Genomic DNA, 21,254 nt, shown 5'->3' with positions numbered 1-21,254 from the left:
CCTTGAGCAGGTTGGTGGCGGCCAGTTCGTTGGCCTGGCTGTCCTGGATCGATTGCGCCATGCGGTTGAACTCCGTCGTCACCCGGCCCAGTTCATCGGCCGACAGTACCGCCGCCCGCGCCGACTGCTCGCCGGCGGCGATGCGGCCCACCGCGTGCGTCAGGTTGTTCAATGGCGTCAGCAGCGTGCGGGCCAGCAGCAGGCCGACCACGACGGACAGCGCCACGCACAAGCTGCCGCCCAGGATCAGCACCATGGTCATCAGCTGCTGCAATTCGGCCGAGGTGCGCGTGCGGCTGTCGAGCAGCCGGGTTTCCTCGGCGGTGACTTCGTCGATCAGGGCGCGGATGGCGTCCATGCTGCGGGTACCGTTGCGCAGCTCTGCCCCGTGCCCCAGCTGATCGGCCGCGCCGGCGCTTAGTCCCAGCGCACGGCGTTTATCCAGCAGCGGACGGTAGACCTGCGCCAGCCAGTCCTTGACCAGTGCGTGCAGCCGGTGCAGGCGTTCCTGCTGCGCGGGGTTGTCCGAGGTGAGCGTCAGCAGCTTCTGGAGATGGCTTTCCTGATTGGCTTCGGCGCTGGCGGATAGCATCTTGTCGTCGCCGCTGAGTATATAGCCGCGTTCCGCCGATTGCAGCTCCAGCACCGCGATCGAGGTGCGGTCGGCTTCGCGCAGCACTTCCAGCGTGTGCTTGTCCCACTGGCTGGCATCGGACAGCTTGTTGAAATTGGTGTAGGCCATGGCTAGCAAGACCAGGAGGATGGCGACGACGGCGCCGAAGCCCATCGCGAGTTTTGTCTTGATACCGACGTTCTTTAGCATTTGCGCTCCACGGTGGCTGGTCGTGGAAGCAATGTATCATTTTGTCGCCCGTTGTGGAGGACAAAAAAAAGACCGCCAACTGAGCTGGCGGTCCCCTTGGTTACTGCTAAAGCGCTTACTGGCCGCGCTTCAGGCGCGCGTTGGCGGCGATGCGCATGCGCAGCGCGTTCAGCTTGATGAAGCCGCCGGCGTCGGCCTGGTTGTAGGCGCCGCCGTCTTCGTCGAAGGTGGCGATGGTCATATCAAACAGGGAGTCGGTCTTGGAATCGCGCGAGACGACGATCACATTGCCCTTGTAGAGCTTGACGCGCACCCAGCCGTTCACCGTGGCTTGCGTGTGGTCGATCAGCGTCTGGATGGCGACGCGCTCCGGCGCCCACCAGTAGCCGTTGTAGATCATCGACGCGTAGCGCGGCATCAGGTCGTCCTTCAGGTGGGCCACTTCGCGGTCCAGCGTGATCGACTCGATGGCGCGGTGCGCCTTGAGCATGATGGTGCCGCCAGGGGTTTCGTAGCAGCCGCGCGACTTCATGCCGACGTAGCGGTTTTCCACCAGGTCCAGGCGGCCGATGCCATGCTTGCCGCCCAGGCGATTCAGTTCGGTCAGCACGGTGGCTGGCGACATGCGCACGCCGTTCAGGGCGACGATGTCGCCTTTTTCGTATTCGATGTCCAGGTATTCCGGCTGGTCCGGCGCCGCTTCAGGGCTGACGCTCCAGCGCCACATGGTTTCCTCGGCTTCGGCGCTCGGGTTTTCCAGGTGGCGGCCTTCGAAGGAGATGTGCAGCAGGTTGGCATCCATCGAGTAGGGCGCGCCGCCGTTCTTGTGCTTCATGTCGATGTCGATGCCGGCGTCTTCCGCGTACTTCAGCAGTTTTTCGCGCGACAGCAAGTCCCATTCGCGCCATGGAGCGATGATCTTCACGCCTGGCTTGAGCGCGTAGGCGCCCAGTTCGAAGCGCACCTGGTCGTTGCCCTTGCCGGTGGCGCCGTGCGAGATGGCGTCGGCGCCGGTCTCGTTGGCGATCTCGATCAGGCGCTTGGCGATCAGCGGACGCGCGATCGAGGTGCCCAGCAGGTATTCGCCTTCGTACACGGTGTTGGCGCGGAACATAGGGAACACGAAGTCGCGCACGAATTCTTCACGCACGTCGTCGATGTAGATGTTCTCAGGCTTGATGCCGAACTTGATCGCCTTGGCGCGCGCAGGCTCCAGCTCCTCGCCCTGGCCCAGGTCGGCCGTGAAGGTGACGATCTCGCACTGGTAGTTATCTTGCAGCCATTTGAGGATGACGGAGGTATCGAGGCCGCCCGAGTAGGCGAGGACTACTTTTTTAATATCGCTCATGCTAGTTCCAATTGGTGGGTAGTGTTAGTTGTTGTCTGCGCTGTTTTCGACGCGGCCGATCAGCAGGTACTCGATCAGCGCCTTCTGGATGTGCAGACGGTTTTCCGCCTCGTCCCAGACCACCGACTGCGGGCCGTCGATGACGTCGGCCGAGACTTCCTCGCCACGGTGGGCTGGCAGGCAGTGCATGAACAGCGCGTCCGGCGCGGCGCGCGACATCTTGGCGCTGTCGACGATCCAGCCGTCGAAGGCTTTCAGGCGGGCGGCGTTTTCTTCCTCGTAGCCCATGCTGGTCCAGACGTCAGTGTTGACCAGGTGCGCGCCCTGGCAGGCGTCGGACGGGTTCTCGAAGAAGGTGTAGCGGTCGGTCGAGACCAGCGACATGTCCATGTCGTAGCCCTTCGGCGTGGACACGTTGACGTGGAAGCCGAATACCTCGGCCGCCTGCAGCCACGAATACAGCATGTTGTTGGCGTCGCCCACCCAGGCCACAGTCTTGCCGGTGATCGGGCCGCGGTGCTCGTAGTAGGTGAAGATGTCGGCGAACACCTGGCATGGGTGGTGTTCGTTGGTCAGGCCGTTAATCACCGGCACGCGCGAATTGGCGGCGAAACGCTCGATGATGTCCTGGCCGAAGGTACGGACCATGATGATGTCGCACATGCGGCTCATGACCTGGCCGGCGTCTTCCACCGGTTCGCCGCGGCCCAGTTGCGAGTCGCGTGTGTTCAGGTAGATCGCGGCGCCGCCCAGCTGGTGCATGCCGGCTTCGAAGGAGAGGCGGGTGCGGGTCGAGTTCTTCTCGAATACCATGACCAGCGTGCGGTCGATCAGCGGGTGATAGATCTCGTAGTTTTTGAACTTCCGTTTGATCAGGTGCGCGCGTTCGATGACGTATTCATACTCGTCCAGCGTGAAGTCGGAAAACTGCAGGTAATGCTTGATCGGTTTTTGGATAGACATATTAACAACTGACAGGAGAGCAGGGCATGGGGCGAGTTGCCTGGCCGGCTTAGCCGAACAATTATAAAGGCAATTCGGAAAGTAGGGCGAATCGCCGCAGAATCTCCTGTCTATACAGGTATCGCGGCCTCGCCGTTGCTAAGTGTAGATCTGGGTCGCCGCCGCCGTCTGGTGCTCGGGCGCCGTCAGCGGCAGGTCGAGCGTGAAGGCGGTGCCGTCGCGCGAACTGTGGACGCTGATATGGCCGCCCAGTAGCGAAGTGACAATGTTGTAGCTGATCGACAGTCCCAGCCCGCTGCCGCCCTGTCCGAGCTTGGTGGTGAAGAAGGGATCGAAGATGCGCGACATGTGCTCCGGCGCGATGCCGCCGCCGTTGTCGCGGAAGGTGATCAGCACCCGGCCCTCGGCCGGCGTGGCCGCGTGCAGCCACATGCTGCCGCTGCGCTCGCGCGCGAAGGCATGCAGCAGCGCGTTGTTGATGAAGTTGGCGATGACCTGGCCGAACGGGCCGGGATAGCTGTCCATCGCGATCAGTTCCGGCACGTCGATTTCGATGCGGTGGTTGGCGGCGCGGATGCGGTTCATCATCGTCGCGATCACTTCGTGCGACACCTGCTGCAGGTTGAACTCGCGGCGCTGCTCGGTGGTGCGGTCGACCGCCACCTGCTTGAAGCTGTTGACCAGGTCGGCCGCGCTGGTCAGGCCACGCATCACCAGTTCGTGCGCCTTGCGGGCGTCGGCCAGATAGGCGGCCAGCTCGGAGCGGCGCAGGCCTGGGCCGCTCACCTGGATTTCCAGCTCCTCGGTTTTCTGGATCAGCGTGCTGGCGATCAGCAGGCTGTTGCCGATCGGCGTATTCAGTTCGTGCGCCACGCCGGCCATCAGGGAGCCCAGCGCCGCCAGCTTCTCCTGCGACACCAGCTGGGTTTGCGCGTCCTTCAGCTGGCGGTAGGCTTCGGCGTTGTCCAGCGCGATGGCGCCGTAGGCGCACAGCGTGCGGAAGATCAGCCGTTCCCGCTCGCCGTAGGCGCGCGCGTGCATGGCCTGCACCGTCATCACGCCCAGCGCGCGTTCGCCCACCACCAGCGGCACATACAAGGCGCTGACCATCAGCTGGGTGCCGGGCGCCAGGAAGATGTCGTCCGGTCCCGCTTCCTCGACATAGATCTCGCGCCGCTCGCGCACGCAGCGCGCCGAGTTGGCGCGCGGGTTGTCGATGGCGATGGTGTTGGTCGGCAGCGGGTGGCCGTTCTCGATGCCGAAGGCGCGGCTGACGGTTTCGTCGCCGGCGTCGCACAGGTAGATGGCGAAGCTGTTGGCCGGCAGCAGGCCCTGGACGTGGCGGGTCAGCGCCTGGAACACGGCGGCGGCGTCGAGGTGGGTGGTGATCTCCTGGCCGATGGCCGACAGGCGCTCCAGCGTGGTGCTGGTCTGCTGCAGCACTTCGGCGCGGCGCGCTTCGGAGGCCGCCAGTTCGCGATGGTGGTAGCCTTCGGCGCGCGCGTGTTCGGTCTGGTGGTGCACCTGCATGGCGATGGCGCGGTTGGTGGCTTCCTGGCTGTGGATCTTCTGGCGCGCGGCGGCTGCGGCCTGCGCCGAGGCGTAGGCCTTGGCGTAGTCGCCGACCCGCGCGTATTCGCGTCCCAGCGCGTCGTGCAGGTCGCCGGGCAGGGTGTAGCCGTCGATGGCGGAAGCCACGTCGAGCGCCTGGTGCAGATAGTGCAGCGTGGCGTTTTGCTCGGTCATGCCGGCCGGCGGCGGCAGCGCGTGGCGTTCGTGGATCACCGACAGTACGCGCAGCGCGGCGACGTGGTTGTCGCGGTTGGCCTGTTCTGCGGCCAGTTCGACCGCGCGTTCGGCCATCTCCAGCGCTTCCTGCGGACGGTCGAGAAAGCACAGCGCGTGTGCCTGGCCGCGCCGCGCGATCGATTGGAAGTCGGCCTGGCCCAGCGCGTCGGCGCGTCCCGCCATGCGGTGGAAGGCGTTCAGCGCGCCCGGGTAGTCGGCCTTGTCCAGCGCCAGGTCGCCCAGGTAGGACAGCGCATGCGCGTAGCTGCGCGCGCCCGGCAACGGCGTCATGATCTGCAAGGCTTCGTGCAGCAGCTCCTCGGTGGCGTCGAGGCGGCCCAGGCGGCGCATGGTTTCGGCGGTGTGCATCAGGCAGGCGCCGATGCTGCGCGGCCAGCCGGTGGGACGCGCCAGGTCAAGCGCGCTTTGCATCCACTCCAGCGCAGAGTGATGGTCGTTGAGGATGGTGAAATTGAGGCCGATGTTGATCGCGGCGGTGACGGCCACGCGGACCTGGCCCGTCTCCAGCGCCGTTTCGTAGCAATGGATGTAGTGGCGCGCGGCGGCGCCGTGATCGCTGTGCTGGCTGGCGGACAGGCCGAAGAAATCGTACACCCAGGCCGCCACGCCGGGATGCTGCGGCGCCTGGTCGGCGGCGAAGCGCTGGCCCCAGCGGCGCTCGGCTGAGGGCTGGTCCTGCAGCACGGCCCAGCGGGCGATGGCCGCTTCGGCGATGTCGGCGCGCTGTTCGTCGCCGGCCTGGCGGGCGGCGGCGGCCATCAGTTCCAGTTCGCTCTCGCCGTTGCGGTGGTCGCCGCGGTCGATGGCGATCCAGGCACGCAGCCAGTGGGCGTCGGCGCAGCCCTGGTGGTCGCCCAGTTGGCACAGTTGATCGTAGGCTTGTTCGGCCAGGACAGTGGCCTCATCGAGTTCGCCGGCCAGCCAGATGGCTTCGGCCTGCACCAGCAGCAGGCGGGCGGAAACCAGGCGCATGTCGTCCTGCGACAGCGAGGTGGCGGGCAGCAGCTGGCGGCCCTCGGTGGCCAGGGCGACGGCGCGCACGGTGTCGCGCTGGCGCAGGTGCCAGGCCAGCGGCACCAGCACCGGCAGGCGCGCAGGACCGCGCAGCGGCAGCAGGGCCGCTTCCCAATGGCTTACTTCGTCATCGACCGCAAACATGTCCATCGCTGTCCTTGGAGCGGGTGGCGCAGCGGGGTTGCGGCTGCGGTACGTCACCACACGGATAATTGCCTTGAGGAATTATAGTCCTCAAATGCACGTTGTGCGTGAGCTACGACAATTGTTTTTTTTAGTAGAGGGTTTGCGACGATTCATGCAACAGTTGGCCGTACAAAGTGTGGCGCATTTTGGCAATCTTGCCTTCGGCCACGGCCGTCAGGATCGCGCATTGCGGCTCGATCAAGTGGCGGCAGTTGTAGAACTTGCACTGGCCCAGATAGGGTTCGAAATCGACGAAGGCGCGCTCTAGCATGCCTTCGCTCAGGTGGTACAGGCCGAACTCCTGGAAGCCGGGCGAATCGATGATGGACGAATCGGGCCCCAGTTCAGGCAGCTGGTACAGGCGGGTGAAGGTGGTGGTGTGCTTGCCGGTGTCGAGCGCGGCCGAGATCTCGCGCACGGCGATGTCGGCGTCCGGCACCAGCAGGTTGATCAGCGAAGACTTGCCCATGCCGGACTGGCCGATCAGGATCGACGACTGGCCCGCCAGCAGCGGCTTCAACACGGCCAGCGCCTCGTCCGGCTTGGCCTTGGCCGAGACTTCATGCACCGGGTAGCCCAGCGAGGCGTACGGTTGCAGGCGCTCGCGGGTGCGTTCCAGCGATTCGGTGACGTCGGTCTTGTTGAGGATGAGGCGGGCGGTGATGCCGGCCGCCTCGGCCGCCACCAGCGAACGCGACACCAGGTCGTCAGCGAAGCCGGGCTCGGTGGCGACCACGATGAACAGCTGCGTCAGGTTGGCCGCCAGCAGCTTGGACTTGTACTGGTCCGAGCGATAGAGCAGGGTCTTGCGTTCCTCGATCTTGTCGATCACGCCCTGGTCGGGCGAGGTCAGCGTGATGCGCACCTGGTCGCCGACGGCGACGTTGGTCTTCTTGCCGCGCGTGACGCATTGCAGCTTGACGCCGTCCGCCTCGGCCAGGTAATGGCGGCCGTGGGCGGCGATGATGATGGCGCTCAGTTGGGCAGGGTTGCTCATTGCTTGACCGCCGCCGAGTGGAACAGTACGCCGGCCTTGGCCGCGCAGATGAAGTCGTTGTTCGACAGGCCGCCCTGGCCGTTGTTGACCGAGTGGGTGTTGTAGCGGACGATGCAGGTTTTATAAGTCACGGTCATTTCCGGGTGATGGTCTTCGGCGTGGCTCAGGTAGGCCAGCGCGTTGACGAAGGCCATGGTGCGATAGTAGTTGGTGAAGCTGAAGGTGCGGACCAGCTTGCCGTTTTCCAGCGACCAGCCGGGCAGCAGCGCCACCAGGCGCGCGGCCTCGTCGGCGCTGAGCGCGTCCCTGGCCGGATGGCAGTTGCGGTTCAGCAGGTCGGCGTGGGTGTTGATCATGCGGCCGCCGCGTGCAGGTGACGGATGCGCACGCTGGCCGGCGGGTGCGAGTCGTAGAAGGCCGAGTGCAGCGGGTCCGGCGTCAGGGTCGAGGCATTGTCCTCGTACATCTTGACCAGCGCCGAGACCAGGTCGCGGGCGTCGGTGTGCTGGGCGGCGAAGGCGTCCGCTTCGAACTCGTGCTTGCGCGAGCTGATCGAGGTCAGAGGGCCGAACAGGAAGGTGAACACCGGCAGCACCAGCATGAACAGCAGCAGCACCATGGCGTCGTTGCCCTGGCCCGGCAGCAGCAGCGGATCGACGCCCAGGCCGGTGTAGAACCACAACTGGTTCTTCAGGTAGCCCAGCAGCGCCAGGAAGGCCAGCGAGATCGCGAACATCATCGAGATGCGCTTGATGATGTGCTTGAGCTTGAAGTGGCCCAGCTCATGCGCCAGCACCGCCTCGATCTCCTGCGGTTGCAGACGCGACAGCAGGGTGTCGAAGAACACGATGCGCTTGTTGGCGCCGAAGCCGGAGAAGTAGGCGTTGCCGTGGGCGCTGCGTTTGGAACCGTCCATCACGAACAAGCCCTTGGAGGCGAAGCCGACGCGGCTCATCAGGCCTTCGATGCGGGCTTTCAGCGACTGGTCTTCCAGCGGCGTGAACTTGTTGAACAGCGGCGCGATCACGGTCGGGAACAGCACCATCATCAGCAGCTGGAAGCCGCTCCACACCAGCCAGGCGTACAGCCACCACAGGTTGCCGGATTTTTCCATCAATGTCAGCATGACCCACACCAGCGGCAGGCCGATGGCCGCGCCCAGCAGCAGGCCCTTGACCATGTCGGCGAAGAACAGGCCGGGCGTCATTTTGTTGAAGCCGAAGCGCTGCTCCAGGCCGAACTGCTTGTAGTAGTCGAACGGCAGGTCGATGATGCCGGACACGGCGGCGAAGGCCGCCAGCAACGCCAGCTGGTAGAGCATGCCGGGGCCGGTCAGCTTGAAGATCTCCACCGACAGCCATTGCAGGCCGCCCAGCAAGGTGAAGCCGACCAGCACCACGGTGTTGACCAGCAGCGTGAGCAGGCCGAACTTGGTGCGGGCGACGGTGTAGTCGGCCGCCTTCTGGTGGGCGGCGAGGGGGATTTTTTCGGCGAATTCGGCCGGCACGGCGCTGCGGTGGGCCAGCACATGGCGGATATGGCGCGAGGCGAGCCAGAAGCGCACGATCAGCGTCAAAATGATGAAAGATACAAACAAAATCGAAAACGCGAGTGAATACATTCTATGCCTGTGAGAAAATGGCGGATTCGGATTAATGAAGCCAAGAGAGAATTATGTCACAAGCTAACGAATTGCCAGAAGGTTCCGCACCAGATGCCATCACCCCGCGCCAGAATGAATTTAACCTGGTCTGGGTCGATATGGAAATGACCGGCCTGGAGCCGGACACCGACCGTATCATCGAAGTTGCCGTGGTGATCACCGACATGCACCTGAACGTGCTGGCAGAAGGCCCGGTGTTCGCGATCCACCAGAGCGACGAGACGCTGGACAAGATGGATGCCTGGAACAAGGGCACGCACGGCCGTTCGGGCCTGATCGAGCGCGTCAAGGCGTCGACCGTGACCGAAGCCCAGGCGGAAGAGGAACTGATCAAGTTCATGAAGCTGTGGGTGCCGAAGGGCAAAGCGCCGATGTGCGGCAACACCATCGGCCAGGACCGCCGCTTCATGGTGCGCTACATGCCTAAGCTGGAAGCCTACTTCCACTACCGGAATATCGACGTGTCGACGCTCAAGGAGCTGTGCAAGCGCTGGAAACCGGAAATCGTCGGCGGCTTCAAGAAGCACCAGAAGCACACCGCGATGGCCGACATCATCGAGTCGATCGACGAGCTGAAATACTACCGCGAGCACTTCATCAAGCTGTAAGCTGCGCGCCTCACCGAAACAGGTTCCGTCGAACCTGTTTTTTTTCGCCTGCGAGAAAAATCATGGAAAAATTGAAACTTGTTTTGATAACGGCGGCGCTGGCCGCCTCGGCTTCGGCCGGCGCCGTGAATTTCGGCGTCAAGGATTGGGAAGTCGGCTGCGACAACACGCGCCGTTGCGAGGCGGCCGGTTTCCAGACCGATGAGTCGGAAAGCGCGCCGGTGGCCCTGTGGCTGGGGCGCGATGCCGGCGCCGGCGCCGCGCTGGAGGCCAAGCTGATCGTGGTCACCCCCGACGACAAGGACGCCGGTCCGCTGACCATCACCGTCGGCAAGCTGGCGCTGGGCGGCTTGAAGTCGGAAGCCGTGCTGACGGCGGAGCAGCTCGCGCGCCTGATGCCGCAGTTGCAGAACGCCGAGTCGGCCAAGGTGTCGGACGGCAAGCACCAGTGGCTGCTGTCGCTGGCCGGCCTGAGGGCGGTCTTGCTGAAGATGGACGATCTGCAGGGGCGGGTGGGCACCGTCACGGCGCTGGTCAAGCCCGGCACGCGGCCGGCCAGCGCGGTGTTGTCGCCGCTGGCGCCGCCGACGCTGCGGGCGCTGACCTTGCCGCCCGCGCAAAAGGGCGACGACAAGCTGCTGGCCGCCATCGTCAAGACCATCGGGCCCGCCGCTTGCGGCGCGGACCTGCAGGACTCGAACGCCGACCAGAGCATCCACCGCCTGCCCGGCGGGAAAGTGCTGCTGGTGCTGGAGTGCGAACGCGCCGCGTATCAATCCTCCTACGGGTTGTGGATCGCCCGCGACAAGCCGCCTTACGACCCCAAACCCATGGACCCGCCGGGCATGGAGGGCGGTGGCGTGATGAACGCCTCGTTCGAAGACGGCAAGTTGAACAGCTATGCCAAGGGCAGGGGCATCTTCGATTGCGGCGGCTTCTGGAACTGGGTGTGGACGGCGCAGGGCTTCCAGCTGGTGGACATGGCCCAGTCCAATCTGTGCCGTGGCGTGCCTGGCGGCGTCTCGCTGCGCGAGTGGGTGGCCACGGTGGTCAAGTGACGCGCACGCCTATCGCGCGCGCGGTTCTTCTTTTTGGCATTACAATTCTGCAAATGTTAAAATAGCAACCTCTTTTGCAGGAATTCTCATGTCTGATCTGATCGAACCCGGCGTCACCGAAGCAACTCCCGTGCTTACCCCTCCGCCGCCCAAGCGCCGCAAGCGGGGCCGTTACGTGCTGTACACGCTGGCGGTGCTGGGCGTGCTGATGATCGCGCTGCTGGTGGCGGCGGTCATCAAGGCCAACTCGGAGCCGCAGTTGATCAAGATCGACGAGGCGGCGTCCATCGACGAGGCGATGACGCGCACCTACGGCAAATACTCGGCGGAGAAAAAGGGCTGGGTGTATGTGGACGAGTCCAACGAACCCTTCCTGGTGCGGGTGATCCAGCAGGCGCGGATCGAGGCGGTGGGCGCGAGCGACGAGCTGTTCTTCGCCGCCAGCGGTGTGTCGCTGAAAGGCAATGGCCGGAATTTCTACGGTGTGTTCCAGATCCGTCCCGACACCAAACCCGGCGGCGGACTGGTCGAGATCAGCTCGGCGTTCCGTTACGAGAGCGATGTGCCGGTGACGCCGGAGAAGGTGCGCTTTGAAGCGCTGTCCGAGCGCACCTGGGGCTGGGTGCTGAAGGTGCAGACCGGCACCCGGCCGGCCGGCGAGCAGGTCATGGTCAGCAACGTGATGCTGGCGCCGCATGGCGAGGAGATCGCCTTGCTGGCCCGTTTCAAGGCGTCGGTCGATGCCGAGCCGGGCGATTGCGCCCAGGCCAATGCCGACCACGAGACCTGGCGCAAGGCGGTGGAAGCGATGGGCAACCAGGAGCAGGCCACCACCGAGCAGGAAGTGCATGAAGCCGAGACGATGGACGATACCGAGCCGCTGCGCTGCGAGCACAGCCGCTGGACCTACCGCACCGCCGACGTCATCGGCCCGCTGCCCGGTCCGCTGACGGTCAGCGTCAAGGGCACGCAATACGGCGCGGCGATGGAAGCGAAGACCTGGAAGCTGATGTTCGACAGCAAAGCCTTTGTCTACAATGTCCCCGATGAATTAACGGTTGAATAAGCGAGTGACTATGACAACAAAATCTATCCCCCGCGACCGTATCGCGCTGACCGTGATCGCGGCGGTAACGTGGTTCGGCCTTCTGCTGCGCTTGAACGGCTATCTGGGCGCAAGCGAGTCCATTGTCGATGGCCTGGTGCTCTACTTTGGCTTCTTCACGATCTTGACCAACATCTTCGTCGGCCTGGTGGTGACACTGCCGCTGGTCTGCGGCGGCACGCGGGTGGCGCGCTGGTTTGCCACGGACGCCAAGCTGGGGTGCGCCACGACGGCCATCATGTTTGTCTGCATCGCCTACCATATCCTGCTGCAGCATCTCTGGAGCCCGCAGGGCTGGCAGTGGGTGGCCGACATGACGCTGCACTATGTCGTGCCGCTGATGTTGCTCGCTTACTGGATCTGGCGCGTGCCGCAGCAGCCCATTTCAACGCTGGGGACTTTGGCCTGGAGCGCCTATCCGGCGGTTTATTTTGCCTACGTCCTGCTGCGGGGCGAGTTGATCGGCCTGTATCCCTATCATTTCATTGACGCCGCCAGCATCGGCTACGGCCGGACCTTGTTGAACGCGGTCGGACTGCTGGTCCTGTTTGTCGGGCTGGGAACCCTGGTCAAAGGAATCGCCCGGCTGCGCAGCCCGGCTAGCGCCAACTAATTCCAGGCTTCCACGGCGGCAGGCAGTTCGTCATGGCGCGGGGCCATCAGCGGCAGGTGCAGTGCGAAGGTGGTGCCGCCGCCGACCTGGCTGGTGGCGCGGATTTTCCCGCCCAGCAGGCCGGTCACGATGTTGTGGCTGATGTTGAGCCCCAGCCCTGAACTGCCCGCGCCCAGCTTGGTGGTGAAGAAGGGATCGTAGATACGGCCCAGGTGTTCCGCCGCAATGCCAACGCCGTCATCGCTGACGCGCAATTCCAGCCACCCATCCTCGGCCGCGCTGGCGGCGATCGTGATGGTGCCCTTGCTGCGTCCCGCAAAGCCGTGCACGATGGCGTTGTTGATCAGGTTGATCAGCACCTGGCCGATCGGCCCCGGATAGCTGTCCATCGCCAGCGCTTCCGGCACGGCCTGCTCAATGACGTAGGCGGTCTTGTTAATCGTCGGCAGCAGCGCCTTGATGTTTTCCGCGACCACCTCCGCCAGTTGGAAGTGACGCCGCTGCGAGCTGGTCTGGTCGACCGCGACCTGCTTGAAGCTGGTCACCAGGTCGGCCGAGCGGGCGATGTTGCGCACCACCAGCTCGGTGATCTGGGTCATGTCGCTGATGTAGGCTTCGGTGGTGCGGCGTGTCAGGCCGGTGGCGTAGTCGCTGGCGAACTGGCGCGTTTTGTCGGTCAGCACCGTGGCCGCCAGCAGGCCATTGCCGATCGGCGTATTCAGCTCATGCGCGACACCCGCCACCAGCGACCCCAGCGCCGCCAGTTTTTCGCTGTTGACCAATTCCTCCTGCGCGATCCGCAAGGTGTCGATGGCCCGGGCCAGGTCCTTGTTGGCCGTGACCAGGTCGGCAGTGCGTTCGGCCACGCGCCGTTCCAGTGATTCGTTGAGCTGGCGGGTGGCGGTCTGCTCCACTTGCAGTTGGCGGTACAGCTGTTCATTCTCCGCCACCGAAGCCTTGATGTTGGCGATCATTTCGTTGAGCTTGTTGGTCAGCAGATGCAGCTCGTGGTGGCCACGGTCGTTCAGCACGAACACGCGGTCGCCCAGGTTGTCGATGTTCAGCTGGCCGACGAATTGGCTCAGCTGGCGCAGCGGCTGGCCCAGGTAGCGCCGCACCACAAACAGGAAGATAAACCACAAAGCACACGTCTTGATGACCGAGTTGACCAGGATGAGGAAAAAGCCGTACTCGACCTGCTTGACGATGATGCGCTGGTTCGAATACACGGTCCAGGTGCCGATCACGCGCGACTGGCCGTTCTCGTCGTTGTAGACGATGGGGAAGTCCTGGCTGAAGATCTCCGCAAACAAGCCTACACTGGCCGGCTCCGGCTTCAGATGGCCATCGGCCTCGGCGTGCACCTTGACGCCTTGGTCGAGCACGGTGCCGACGGCGCGCACCAGCTTGCCGTGATCGTCGGCCACCTTGATGCCGGCCACCACCGGCAGCTCGCTCATGCCGGTCAGGATGCCGCGCAGGATGTCGTCATTGAAGCGCCACATGGCGTCGGCGATGCCGGGACCGAAGGTTTGCTGCATCGCGCGGATCTCCAGCACCAGGCGTTCCTTGGTGTGCTTGTATTCGGCCGCCAGCTGCACCAGCGTGACCACCACGGTCACGATGAAGTAGCAGAAAAAAATAATCCGCAGCAGGCGCGCGGCGATGGAGTCGCCGGACAGCAGCGGTGCGGCGGGCGGACCGCCGTCCTTACCCGAAGGCGACTGTAGACCGAGCTTGGCTGGTACCGCTTGCACATGGCCTCCGTTGGCGCATTAAAACCAGATGGCCTCAATCGCCTTGTAGCGGCCATTGTCCCGAATGATGGTGTAACCGCGGTTGAATTGAGCGAGATATTTGGCGCCGTCCGGCCCCGCCTTGCTGAAGGCGATGAACAGGCCGGGTGTGGCGACCGTGCCCACCAGCTTGAACTTGCCGCCGAATTCCGCCGCCTCCTTGATGAACAGGGCTTTCGCGATGCGTTCCTCGGCCGCCATGTATTGAATGCGCTTGGCCAGCAGCATCCGGAATCCCTGCACGTTCTTGTCGACGATGCGGCGCACGATTTTGGTGTTCAGGTCGAACTCGTCGCCATATTCGTAGCCGCGCTCGACGCCCACGGTCTTGCCTTCCAGCTGATGGGCGGTCAAGCCGCTTTCCGGTGAGTCGCTCAGCGCGTAGACGTTCATGTGGGTGGTGAACAGCGGATGCTTGTGCCACAGGAAGCTGCCGCCTATCATGGCGTTGGGCACTGCGTCGAAGCAGCCGACCAGGCGGCCGCGCTTGGTGTCGTCCAGGCAGCGGGCGTAGGGCAGCACTTCGAAGTTGACGGTGACGCCGACGGCGGCAAACGCCTCGCGGATCACGTCGACCGCGAAGCCGCGTGCGCTGCGCTCCACCGCCGACGAATACGGCGCCCAGTCGTCTTCCGCGCCAAGGGTAATGGTTTCGGCCGAGGCCGAGGCCAGACCGCAGGCCAGGACGAGGCAGCAAAGCAGGTATTTCATTACATCCCTCCAGCCGGCGCGCGTCGACGACATGCAACTCCCTGATTGATAGCACTAATTCACTATAGCAGGGTTGTTTTGCTGACGGGAACGAAGTTTTTGCACCGGGCAGGAGTGTTAAAAATACGCGACAGATTGTGGCGTCAAGTCAGCATGAAACCCAGGTCCGCCTGCGGGAAGCTTGCCAATTCGTTCTTGAAAACCTGGTTCTGCAGCATGTCGGCGTCGGCGCCGAACCAGCGGCCCAGTGTGGCGCCGTATTGCTGGTTGGAGAACTGCGGTATCCAGGCGCCGCGTCCGGTGGCGTCGTCCTTGCCGCCCAGCGTGAAGTCGGGGAACTGGCCGTACAGCCCGCCTTTGACCGCCGCGCCGACCACCAGGTGGTGATTGCCCCAGGCATGGTCGGTGCCGCCGCTGTTGGGCTGCAGGGTGCGGCCGAACTCGGACATCGTGAAGCTGGTCACCTGCTGCGCGGCGTGGATCTCCGCCAGCGCCAGCTGGAACGCGGCCAACGCCTGCGATACCTGGCGCAGCATGTCGAATTGCTGGTAGGCCTGGCCGCCGTGGGTGTCGAAGCCGCCCTGCGAAACGAAATACACCTGCCGCCCCGGTCCTTGCTGCGAGCGGATGCGGATCAGCTGCGCGACGGTCTTCAACTGCTGGCCCAGCGAGGTGCCGGGGAATACAGTGGACAGCGGCGTGCCGGAATTGGCGTTCTTCAGATCGGTCACCAGATCCATGCCGTTCAGCAGCGCCTGGTTGGCGGCGCCGGCGATCAGGTTGGGATTTTGCGCCGACAGGATTTGCACCAGCGCCGCGCGCCGCGCATCGGCTTCCTTCTGCGGCCAGAAATTCATGCCGGCCAGATCGAGCTGGCCGTCGCCCGGCAGCAGATTGCCGTGGGTGCTGGCGCCTTCGACAAACAGGCCGCCGGCGCCGACCGCGATCGCGTCCAGGTGGCCGCCGGTGCCGAGCACGTCGAGCAGGCGTCCACCCCAGCCGGTGGCGGCGGAGGAGGGCGTGCCGGCCTGGTTCTGGATGGTCTGGTCGGGATGCGAGAACAGCTGCGACGGCACGCCCGTGCCGGCCAGGTACTGCGACTTGCTCAGCGGCTGGCGCAGATTGCCGACGTTGAGGATGGCGGCCACCAGGCCTTGTCCGTACAGCGTGTCCAGTTCCGGCATGCCGTAGTGGAAGCCGAACGGCTGCGTCACCGGACTCGTCGTCGCTTGCACGGTGGCGCTGCGCGCGGCCAGCAGCGTGTTGGCCGCGTTCGACAAGGCCAGGCCGTGGCTGCCGCGGATGGCGTTGTATTGCGCGTAGCGGGTGCTGTCGAGCGGCACGATCATATTGTTGCCGTCGTTACCGCCGAACATGTAGAGGCAGACCAATGCCTTGTAGTCGGTGACGGCGGCGCTGGCCGGCGTGGCGACACCGGTCAGGCCCAACGCGGAGAGCGCGCCCATCAAGCCGGTCTGCGCGCTGGCGCCGAGGAAGCGGCGGCGGGAGTTTGAGTGCTGGTTCATGGTCGTGTCCTTATTGTGCGACGGCGAATTCGGCGCTGATGGCGGCCAGGTAGAGCGCGCTGATGGCGCGCTGGCGCGGGTCGGTGGAGGCGTTGACGGCCGTGCCGATCGCCTGCCGCGCGGTGGCCGACATGCGGCCCGCCAGCAAGGTGGCGTCGACCAGGTTGATCAGCGTGGTGGCGTTGCCGGCCACGCTGACGAACGGCGTGATGTCGACGTTGACCATGCTCTTGTATTCGCCGGAGATGAACTTGTACAGGAAGTTGGCGCGCGCCACGGCCAGGCTGGGCGCGTACAGCTGGAACTCGGGACCGTAGTATTGCGGCGAGCCGGGCAGGCGCGTCATCGGCGAGTAGAAGTTGAACACGCTTGGCGCGGCGGTGATCTTCTGGCCCAGCAGGAAGTAGTCCCAGAACAGGTTGGTCGGATCGGTGACGCTGGCGCCCAGCGTGCGGAACAGGCCGATCGATTGCAGCATCGGGTCCTTCAGGTGGCCTTGCGTGGCGCCAGGCTGGTCCTGGCGCGCTTCGGGATCGGTCAGTACGGCGGTCAGCGTGGCTTGCAGGTCGCCGCGTCCGGCTGCGCCGTAGGCGAACACGTCGGCCACGCGGGTGATGTAGGCCGGGCTGGGGTTGCTGGTGACGAAGGCGCGTATCAAACGGGTGGCGATGAAGGGCGGCAGGTTGGGGTGCTGGAACAGGTTCTGCATCACGCCATCCATGTCCTGCACTGCGGTCTGGCCGGCCGGCAGCACGGCGCCCAGCAGCAGCGTCTTGCTGCCTTTGTCGTGGAACTTGTCGCGTGGTTGCAGCGGGCCGGTGAAGCTTTCCCAGTTGATGCCGGTGGCGCTGCTGCCGGCATAGGTCCAGCCGCTCAGGGCGCGCGCGAAGTCGCTGATGCGGGCTTGGTCGTAGGTGGGGATGGGATCGCCGTTGCGGTCGGTCTGCACGCTGCCATCCTGGTTTAGCAGGACCGGGCCCAGTGTGAACAGCTGCATCACTTCGCGGGCGTAGTTTTCGTTCGGCGACGGCGTGATGCTGTTGCCGAGGTCGAGGTATTTTCCCATCGAAGGGTTGAGCGTCATCTCGCGCAGCAGCGTGTTGAAGTTGCCGAAGGCGTTGTTGGAGATGGTGGTCAGCCAGGGCTGGATTTCATTGGCGTAGGGGTTCTTGTCGGCGGAGATGACGAACAGTTGGGACAGCGCGAAGATCATGCGCTGGCGCAGCTGGTCCGGACCGGTGGCCATGTTTTTGTACCAGGTGTTTTGCAGCAGCTTCATGTCGGTGGTGACGGGAACGGCGCTGGCCGGCAGGGCGAATTGCTGCTTGAGCCAGGCGGCCTGGCCGTTGGCCTTGATCGCGGCCACGTCGGCAGGCGTGGCGCCGAAGGTGGCTTGCTCAAGCAGGCGCACGGCGCTGATTTTGGCGGCGTCCGGCGCGGGCTGCTGGCCGATCGGCGGCGGGACTGGCGCGGGGGCTGGTGTTGGCGTCGGCGTCGGGGCGGGCGTAGGCGTTGGGCTCGGCGTCGGTTCAGGTGTGGGCGAGGGCGTCGGGGTTGGCGTCGGCGTGGCCGCCTTCTTCAAGGTCAGCGTGGTGCTGGCGGACAGGTTGGCGCCCAGCTTGGCATCCTTGGTGGTGGTGCCGGTGATCGTGATGACCACGTTGGACGGCAGCACCGATGGCGCGATGTATTCGCCATTTTGCGAATTCAGCTTGCCATAGGTGGCATTGCCGCCGGGGACGCCGTTGACGGCGAAGTTCATGTAGACGCCCTGGCCATCGACCTTGCCGAGGAACCAGACTTTGCTGCCCAGTGCGACAGGACCCCTGGCGGTGCTCTCCACTGTGGCGGTGGCGGCCCACACCGAGCCGCTCAGGCTCAGCAGGCAGGCCACAGGCCAGATACGTGTTGGTAAAAATGACATCGACTTCTCCCATTGTTTTTTTTCAGACGACGGGAGTCAACTGGCAACATCTGTGCCAGTCGCTAAGTGCTTGATTTGGGATGGGGGGCGACAAAATTTGCCAGTGGTGGACAAAAAATGTCAGGTGGCGGCTGACAATTTGCGTCAGCCGCATAACGCTCGTGGCGTTACGAACGGAAGAGTACTTCTTCTCGCTTGCACCAATAGACGCACAGCGAAAGAAGCAGGCACGAGACCACCGCGGTCGAAGCAAATACGCTGATGTAGTCCGCCATCGCGATCGTCCCCTTGACGACTTCCTTGATCGCGAGCGCGGTATTGATGATCGGTACCAGCGACCAACCGTCGCCCAGCTTCATCCCTGGCAGCATGGAGGCCATAATCGGCAACAGGACGACGATCATCATTTGTTGCGAATAGCTGGCCGCTTCCTTGTGGCTACGGGCAAAGAAGGAAATGGACAGCAGCAACGCCGATACCATGGCATAGGCCGGCAGGATCAGCAAACCCAGCATGAGCAGTTCAGGGGTATGGATGTATCGGGTGATGGCTTGCAACTCCCCCGCATCCTGCCCAAGCAGGTGCATGGCACAAAGGCCCATCGAGGTAATGCCGATGCCGCCGGAAATCACTGCGGCGCAGAGTATGACCAGGAACTTGGCCACAACCAGGGTCGAACGCGAAATCGGCAACAGCAACAGTGATTCCAGCGTGCCGCGTTCTTTTTCGCCGGCTCCCATGTCGATGGACACGGCAATCGACGACATCAGTCCCATCATGAACAAAAAGTAGGGGATCAACGCGCCGATCTTCTCGCCTTGTTCTTGGCGGTCGCTAGCGGTACTGGATACGCTCAGCACAAATGGCGTGTTCAGCGAGGCGGCGACGTTCTGCTGCACCCCGAGGACGGACAGCCGCTCACCGCGCAGTTTGTCGGTATAGGCCACGGCCAACAAGGGCTTGACGCGCTTGCCGACGCTATCGAACACGGTCGCGGTGTTATACACCAGCGACAATTGTTTCTGTTGGCCGGTGAGGATCGCGCGCTCGCCGCCGTCGCCGAAGACCAGCGCAAAATCGATCTGGTTGGCACGGATTGCGGCCTCCGCCGCCTCTTTCGACCCGGCCGGGATGGCCTTAAGCAGCGGCGTTGCTTCCAGTACCGCGCGCAGCAAGGGCGCCCCGTCGGACGCCACCAAGGCATAGCGCAACTCGCGCGTACCCTCTTGCTGGGCTTTGTTCGAGGCCAATTTCGCGTAGCCGAAGATGAGCACCGGGAAAATCACGGCCGGCATGACCAGCATGAAAATCAGCGTGCGCTTGTCACGCAGGACCTCCAGCAATTCTTTATAAAATACATTCCACATCGAAGGAGGCCTTTACGCTGAAATTTGGGTATTGGTGATGGTGTGCAGATAGGCGCCGTGCAGCGAGCTGGTGGCAGTGTCGCTCAGTAAAGCTGGCAACCCGCCTTGGTAAACACTCACGCCGTTGTTGATGATGCAAACCTCGTCGCACAGCTCTTCAACTTCGTGCATATGATGCGTGGAGAAGATCACCGCCGCGCCGCTGCGCTTATATTCGAGCACGAAATCATTCACCAGTTTGGCGCCGAGGATATCGAGTCCCGTGGTCGGTTCGTCGAGGATCAGGATGGCCGGCGTGTGCACCACGGTGCGGGCAATCGCGGCGCGTTGCTTGTTCCCGAATGACAGCTTGTCAACCTGTTGATCGGCATATTTTTGCAGGCCAAACTGTTCGATCAATTCCGACGTCCGGGCAGTCAGCGCGGCTCCGCGCAGACCATATGCGCGGCCGAAATATTCAATGTTTTCACGCACGGATAGGCGCAGATATAAGCCCGTGTGGCCGGACAGGAAGCCGATCTGGCGCCGCGCCGCCATGTGTTCCTGCGTCAGGCGAACGCCCTGCACCCGCACTTCGCCGTCGGTCGGCGCGATCGCGCTGGACAGCATGCGCAGGGTGGTGGTCTTGCCGGCGCCGTTGGGACCGATCAGGCCCAATACCTGGCCGGGCCGGCAAGTAAAAGATACCGATTTAACTGCCTGTACCGTTTGTCCCTTGGCGCCTTTGGCGGTCGCTTTGAAGTCTTTTTTAAGCCCTGCTGCCTCGATCATTTTTGCCCTTCATAATTTGCAGACTAGCGCCTTTGCTTTTCTGAATGGACAAATTATATACCCAATATAGCAATATTAATTGCTTGAAACTTTGTGCGAAAGATTCAATGGGGAGGCGACAAATGTGGTCAGCGCGTCTTGTGCTGGGCGAACAGCCAGTCGCGCCAGGCGGTGGCGAGCAGCATGTCGGCGGGCACGGTGTGCCCCAAGTCGCGGTACTCGAGCAAGCGGGCTTTGGCGCCGCCTGGCTGGCGCTGCAAGGCGGCGAACAGCGCGCGGTCCGGCTCGATGGGGTTCTCGCTGTCGGCGTCGCCGTGGACCAGCAGCAGCGGCAGGTCTTTCAGTTGCGCGGCGCTGGCGCGTTCCGGGGCGATGCCGGAGAAGGCCACTGCGGCGGCGTACATGTCCTGGTCTTGCAGCACCGCCTGCGTGGCGGCCGAAGCGCCCATCGAAAAACCGGTGACGTAGATGCGGTCGGTGTCGATGGCGAACTGTGGTTTCAGGGTCTCCACCAGCGCGCGCAGGGTGGGCAGGTTGGGGCCGGGCTTGGCCGCCAGCAGGCCGTCGGCGGCGGACGGCGAGTAGTTGGCGCTGCGCTCGGCGAACTGCGGCACCACGACGTAGGCGGGGTAGCGCTTGCGGATCGCCGGGGCGGACCAGGACAGCGCGAGTGCGCCAAGCTGGCGGTTGTTGTCGTTGCCGACGGCGTCGGAACCGTGCAGCACGATGATCAGCGGATAGCGCTTGCCGGGCTGCGGCGCGGACGGCGACATCAGGCGATAGCCCAGCTTCCCGGTCGGGCCGGCGTAGCTGCCGTTGGAGAAAACGTCGCGGTCCAGCGATTTCAGCATGGCCGCGTCGGCGGCCAGGCGGGCAGGCGTGGTGCGGTCGGTCACCAGTTCCGGCTGGGCGGCCGACGCGCAGCCCGCCGCCAGCAGCAGAGTGATGACCGCACCACGCAAGGACATCGGC

Annotated in this window: 18 protein-coding genes; 4 read left to right on the top strand and 14 right to left on the bottom strand. The window is 63.9% G+C overall.

The window, feature by feature from the left end:
- The 7 genes from D0T21_RS13310 to D0T21_RS13280 form a co-directional block, all read right to left on the bottom strand.
- Window positions 1-823 (bottom strand): CHASE3 domain-containing protein (locus D0T21_RS13310; RefSeq protein WP_147328102.1); only part of this gene is annotated, 823 nt, incomplete at its 3' end.
- 115 nt (window positions 824-938) lie between these two features.
- Window positions 939-2,171, bottom strand: a complete 1,233-nt coding sequence (locus D0T21_RS13305; protein ID WP_116989397.1) for an argininosuccinate synthase — start codon at window positions 2,169-2,171, stop codon at window positions 939-941.
- A 24-nt stretch (window positions 2,172-2,195) separates the two neighbouring features.
- Complete coding sequence (argF, locus tag D0T21_RS13300) at window positions 2,196-3,134, bottom strand: ornithine carbamoyltransferase (protein ID WP_116989398.1); 939 nt, start codon at window positions 3,132-3,134, stop codon at window positions 2,196-2,198.
- A 138-nt stretch (window positions 3,135-3,272) separates the two neighbouring features.
- Window positions 3,273-6,107, bottom strand: coding sequence for an ATP-binding protein (locus D0T21_RS13295; RefSeq protein ID WP_116989399.1), 2,835 nt, complete (start codon window positions 6,105-6,107; stop codon window positions 3,273-3,275).
- 124 nt (window positions 6,108-6,231) lie between these two features.
- Window positions 6,232-7,140, bottom strand: a complete 909-nt coding sequence (gene rsgA / locus D0T21_RS13290; protein WP_116989400.1) for a ribosome small subunit-dependent GTPase A — start codon at window positions 7,138-7,140, stop codon at window positions 6,232-6,234.
- The gene (locus tag D0T21_RS13285; protein ID WP_116989401.1) at window positions 7,137-7,496 is read right to left on the bottom strand and encodes a 4a-hydroxytetrahydrobiopterin dehydratase; all 360 of its coding nucleotides are present in this window, start codon (window positions 7,494-7,496) and stop codon (window positions 7,137-7,139) included. The genes rsgA and D0T21_RS13285 overlap by 4 nt, the downstream gene beginning before the upstream one ends.
- Window positions 7,493-8,761, bottom strand: coding sequence for a M48 family metallopeptidase (locus D0T21_RS13280; protein ID WP_116989402.1), 1,269 nt, complete (start codon window positions 8,759-8,761; stop codon window positions 7,493-7,495). The genes D0T21_RS13285 and D0T21_RS13280 overlap by 4 nt, the downstream gene beginning before the upstream one ends.
- A gap of 53 nt (window positions 8,762-8,814) precedes the next feature.
- Here D0T21_RS13280 and orn point away from each other — a divergent pair, with 53 nt between their 5' ends.
- The 4 genes from orn to D0T21_RS13260 all read left to right on the top strand — a co-directional run bounded on the left by orn (window position 8,815) and on the right by D0T21_RS13260 (window position 12,187).
- Window positions 8,815-9,411: an oligoribonuclease gene (gene orn / locus D0T21_RS13275; RefSeq protein ID WP_199538436.1), complete on the top strand. Its 597-nt coding sequence runs from the start codon at window positions 8,815-8,817 to the stop codon at window positions 9,409-9,411.
- Window positions 9,412-9,473: 62 nt separating this feature from the next.
- Complete coding sequence (locus tag D0T21_RS13270) at window positions 9,474-10,469, top strand: DUF1176 domain-containing protein (RefSeq protein WP_116989404.1); 996 nt, start codon at window positions 9,474-9,476, stop codon at window positions 10,467-10,469.
- 88 nt (window positions 10,470-10,557) lie between these two features.
- Window positions 10,558-11,535 carry a hypothetical protein gene (locus D0T21_RS13265; protein WP_116989405.1) on the top strand — a complete coding sequence of 326 codons (978 nt, stop codon included), beginning with the start codon at window positions 10,558-10,560 and terminating at the stop codon, window positions 11,533-11,535.
- 10 nt (window positions 11,536-11,545) lie between these two features.
- Window positions 11,546-12,187, top strand: coding sequence for a Pr6Pr family membrane protein (locus D0T21_RS13260; RefSeq protein WP_229211464.1), 642 nt, complete (start codon window positions 11,546-11,548; stop codon window positions 12,185-12,187).
- Here D0T21_RS13260 and D0T21_RS13255 read toward each other — a convergent pair.
- The 7 genes from D0T21_RS13255 to D0T21_RS13225 form a co-directional block, all read right to left on the bottom strand.
- Window positions 12,184-13,944, bottom strand: coding sequence for a sensor histidine kinase (locus D0T21_RS13255; protein WP_116989406.1), 1,761 nt, complete (start codon window positions 13,942-13,944; stop codon window positions 12,184-12,186). The two genes, D0T21_RS13260 and D0T21_RS13255, sit on opposite strands and share 4 nt — an antisense overlap.
- An 18-nt stretch (window positions 13,945-13,962) precedes the next feature.
- Window positions 13,963-14,694 carry an ABC transporter substrate-binding protein gene (locus D0T21_RS13250; protein ID WP_116989407.1) on the bottom strand — a complete coding sequence of 244 codons (732 nt, stop codon included), beginning with the start codon at window positions 14,692-14,694 and terminating at the stop codon, window positions 13,963-13,965.
- A gap of 143 nt (window positions 14,695-14,837) precedes the next feature.
- On the bottom strand, window positions 14,838-16,220 hold the full coding sequence (locus tag D0T21_RS13245; protein ID WP_116989408.1) for a DUF1501 domain-containing protein: 1,383 nt from the start codon (window positions 16,218-16,220) through the stop codon (window positions 14,838-14,840).
- Between the two features lie 10 nt (window positions 16,221-16,230).
- Complete coding sequence (locus D0T21_RS13240) at window positions 16,231-18,144, bottom strand: DUF1800 family protein (RefSeq protein ID WP_116989409.1); 1,914 nt, start codon at window positions 18,142-18,144, stop codon at window positions 16,231-16,233.
- A gap of 167 nt (window positions 18,145-18,311) precedes the next feature.
- Window positions 18,312-19,511, bottom strand: a complete 1,200-nt coding sequence (locus tag D0T21_RS13235) for an ABC transporter permease (RefSeq protein ID WP_116989410.1) — start codon at window positions 19,509-19,511, stop codon at window positions 18,312-18,314.
- Window positions 19,512-19,523: 12 nt separating this feature from the next.
- Entirely contained in the window at window positions 19,524-20,282 is a 759-nt protein-coding gene (locus tag D0T21_RS13230) for an ATP-binding cassette domain-containing protein (protein WP_116989411.1), read from the bottom strand.
- A gap of 128 nt (window positions 20,283-20,410) precedes the next feature.
- A complete protein-coding gene (locus D0T21_RS13225; protein ID WP_116989412.1) occupies window positions 20,411-21,250 on the bottom strand; it encodes a prolyl oligopeptidase family serine peptidase in 840 nt (279 codons plus the stop codon).
- Window positions 21,251-21,254: the final 4 nt, after the last annotated feature.

This window comes from Duganella sp. BJB476 (genome assembly GCF_003416895.1).
In the GTDB taxonomy this organism is placed as follows: domain Bacteria; phylum Pseudomonadota; class Gammaproteobacteria; order Burkholderiales; family Burkholderiaceae_D; genus Rugamonas.
The sequence above is the reverse complement of the archived record's forward strand: the minus strand, read 5'-3'. Positions and strand labels throughout refer to the sequence as shown.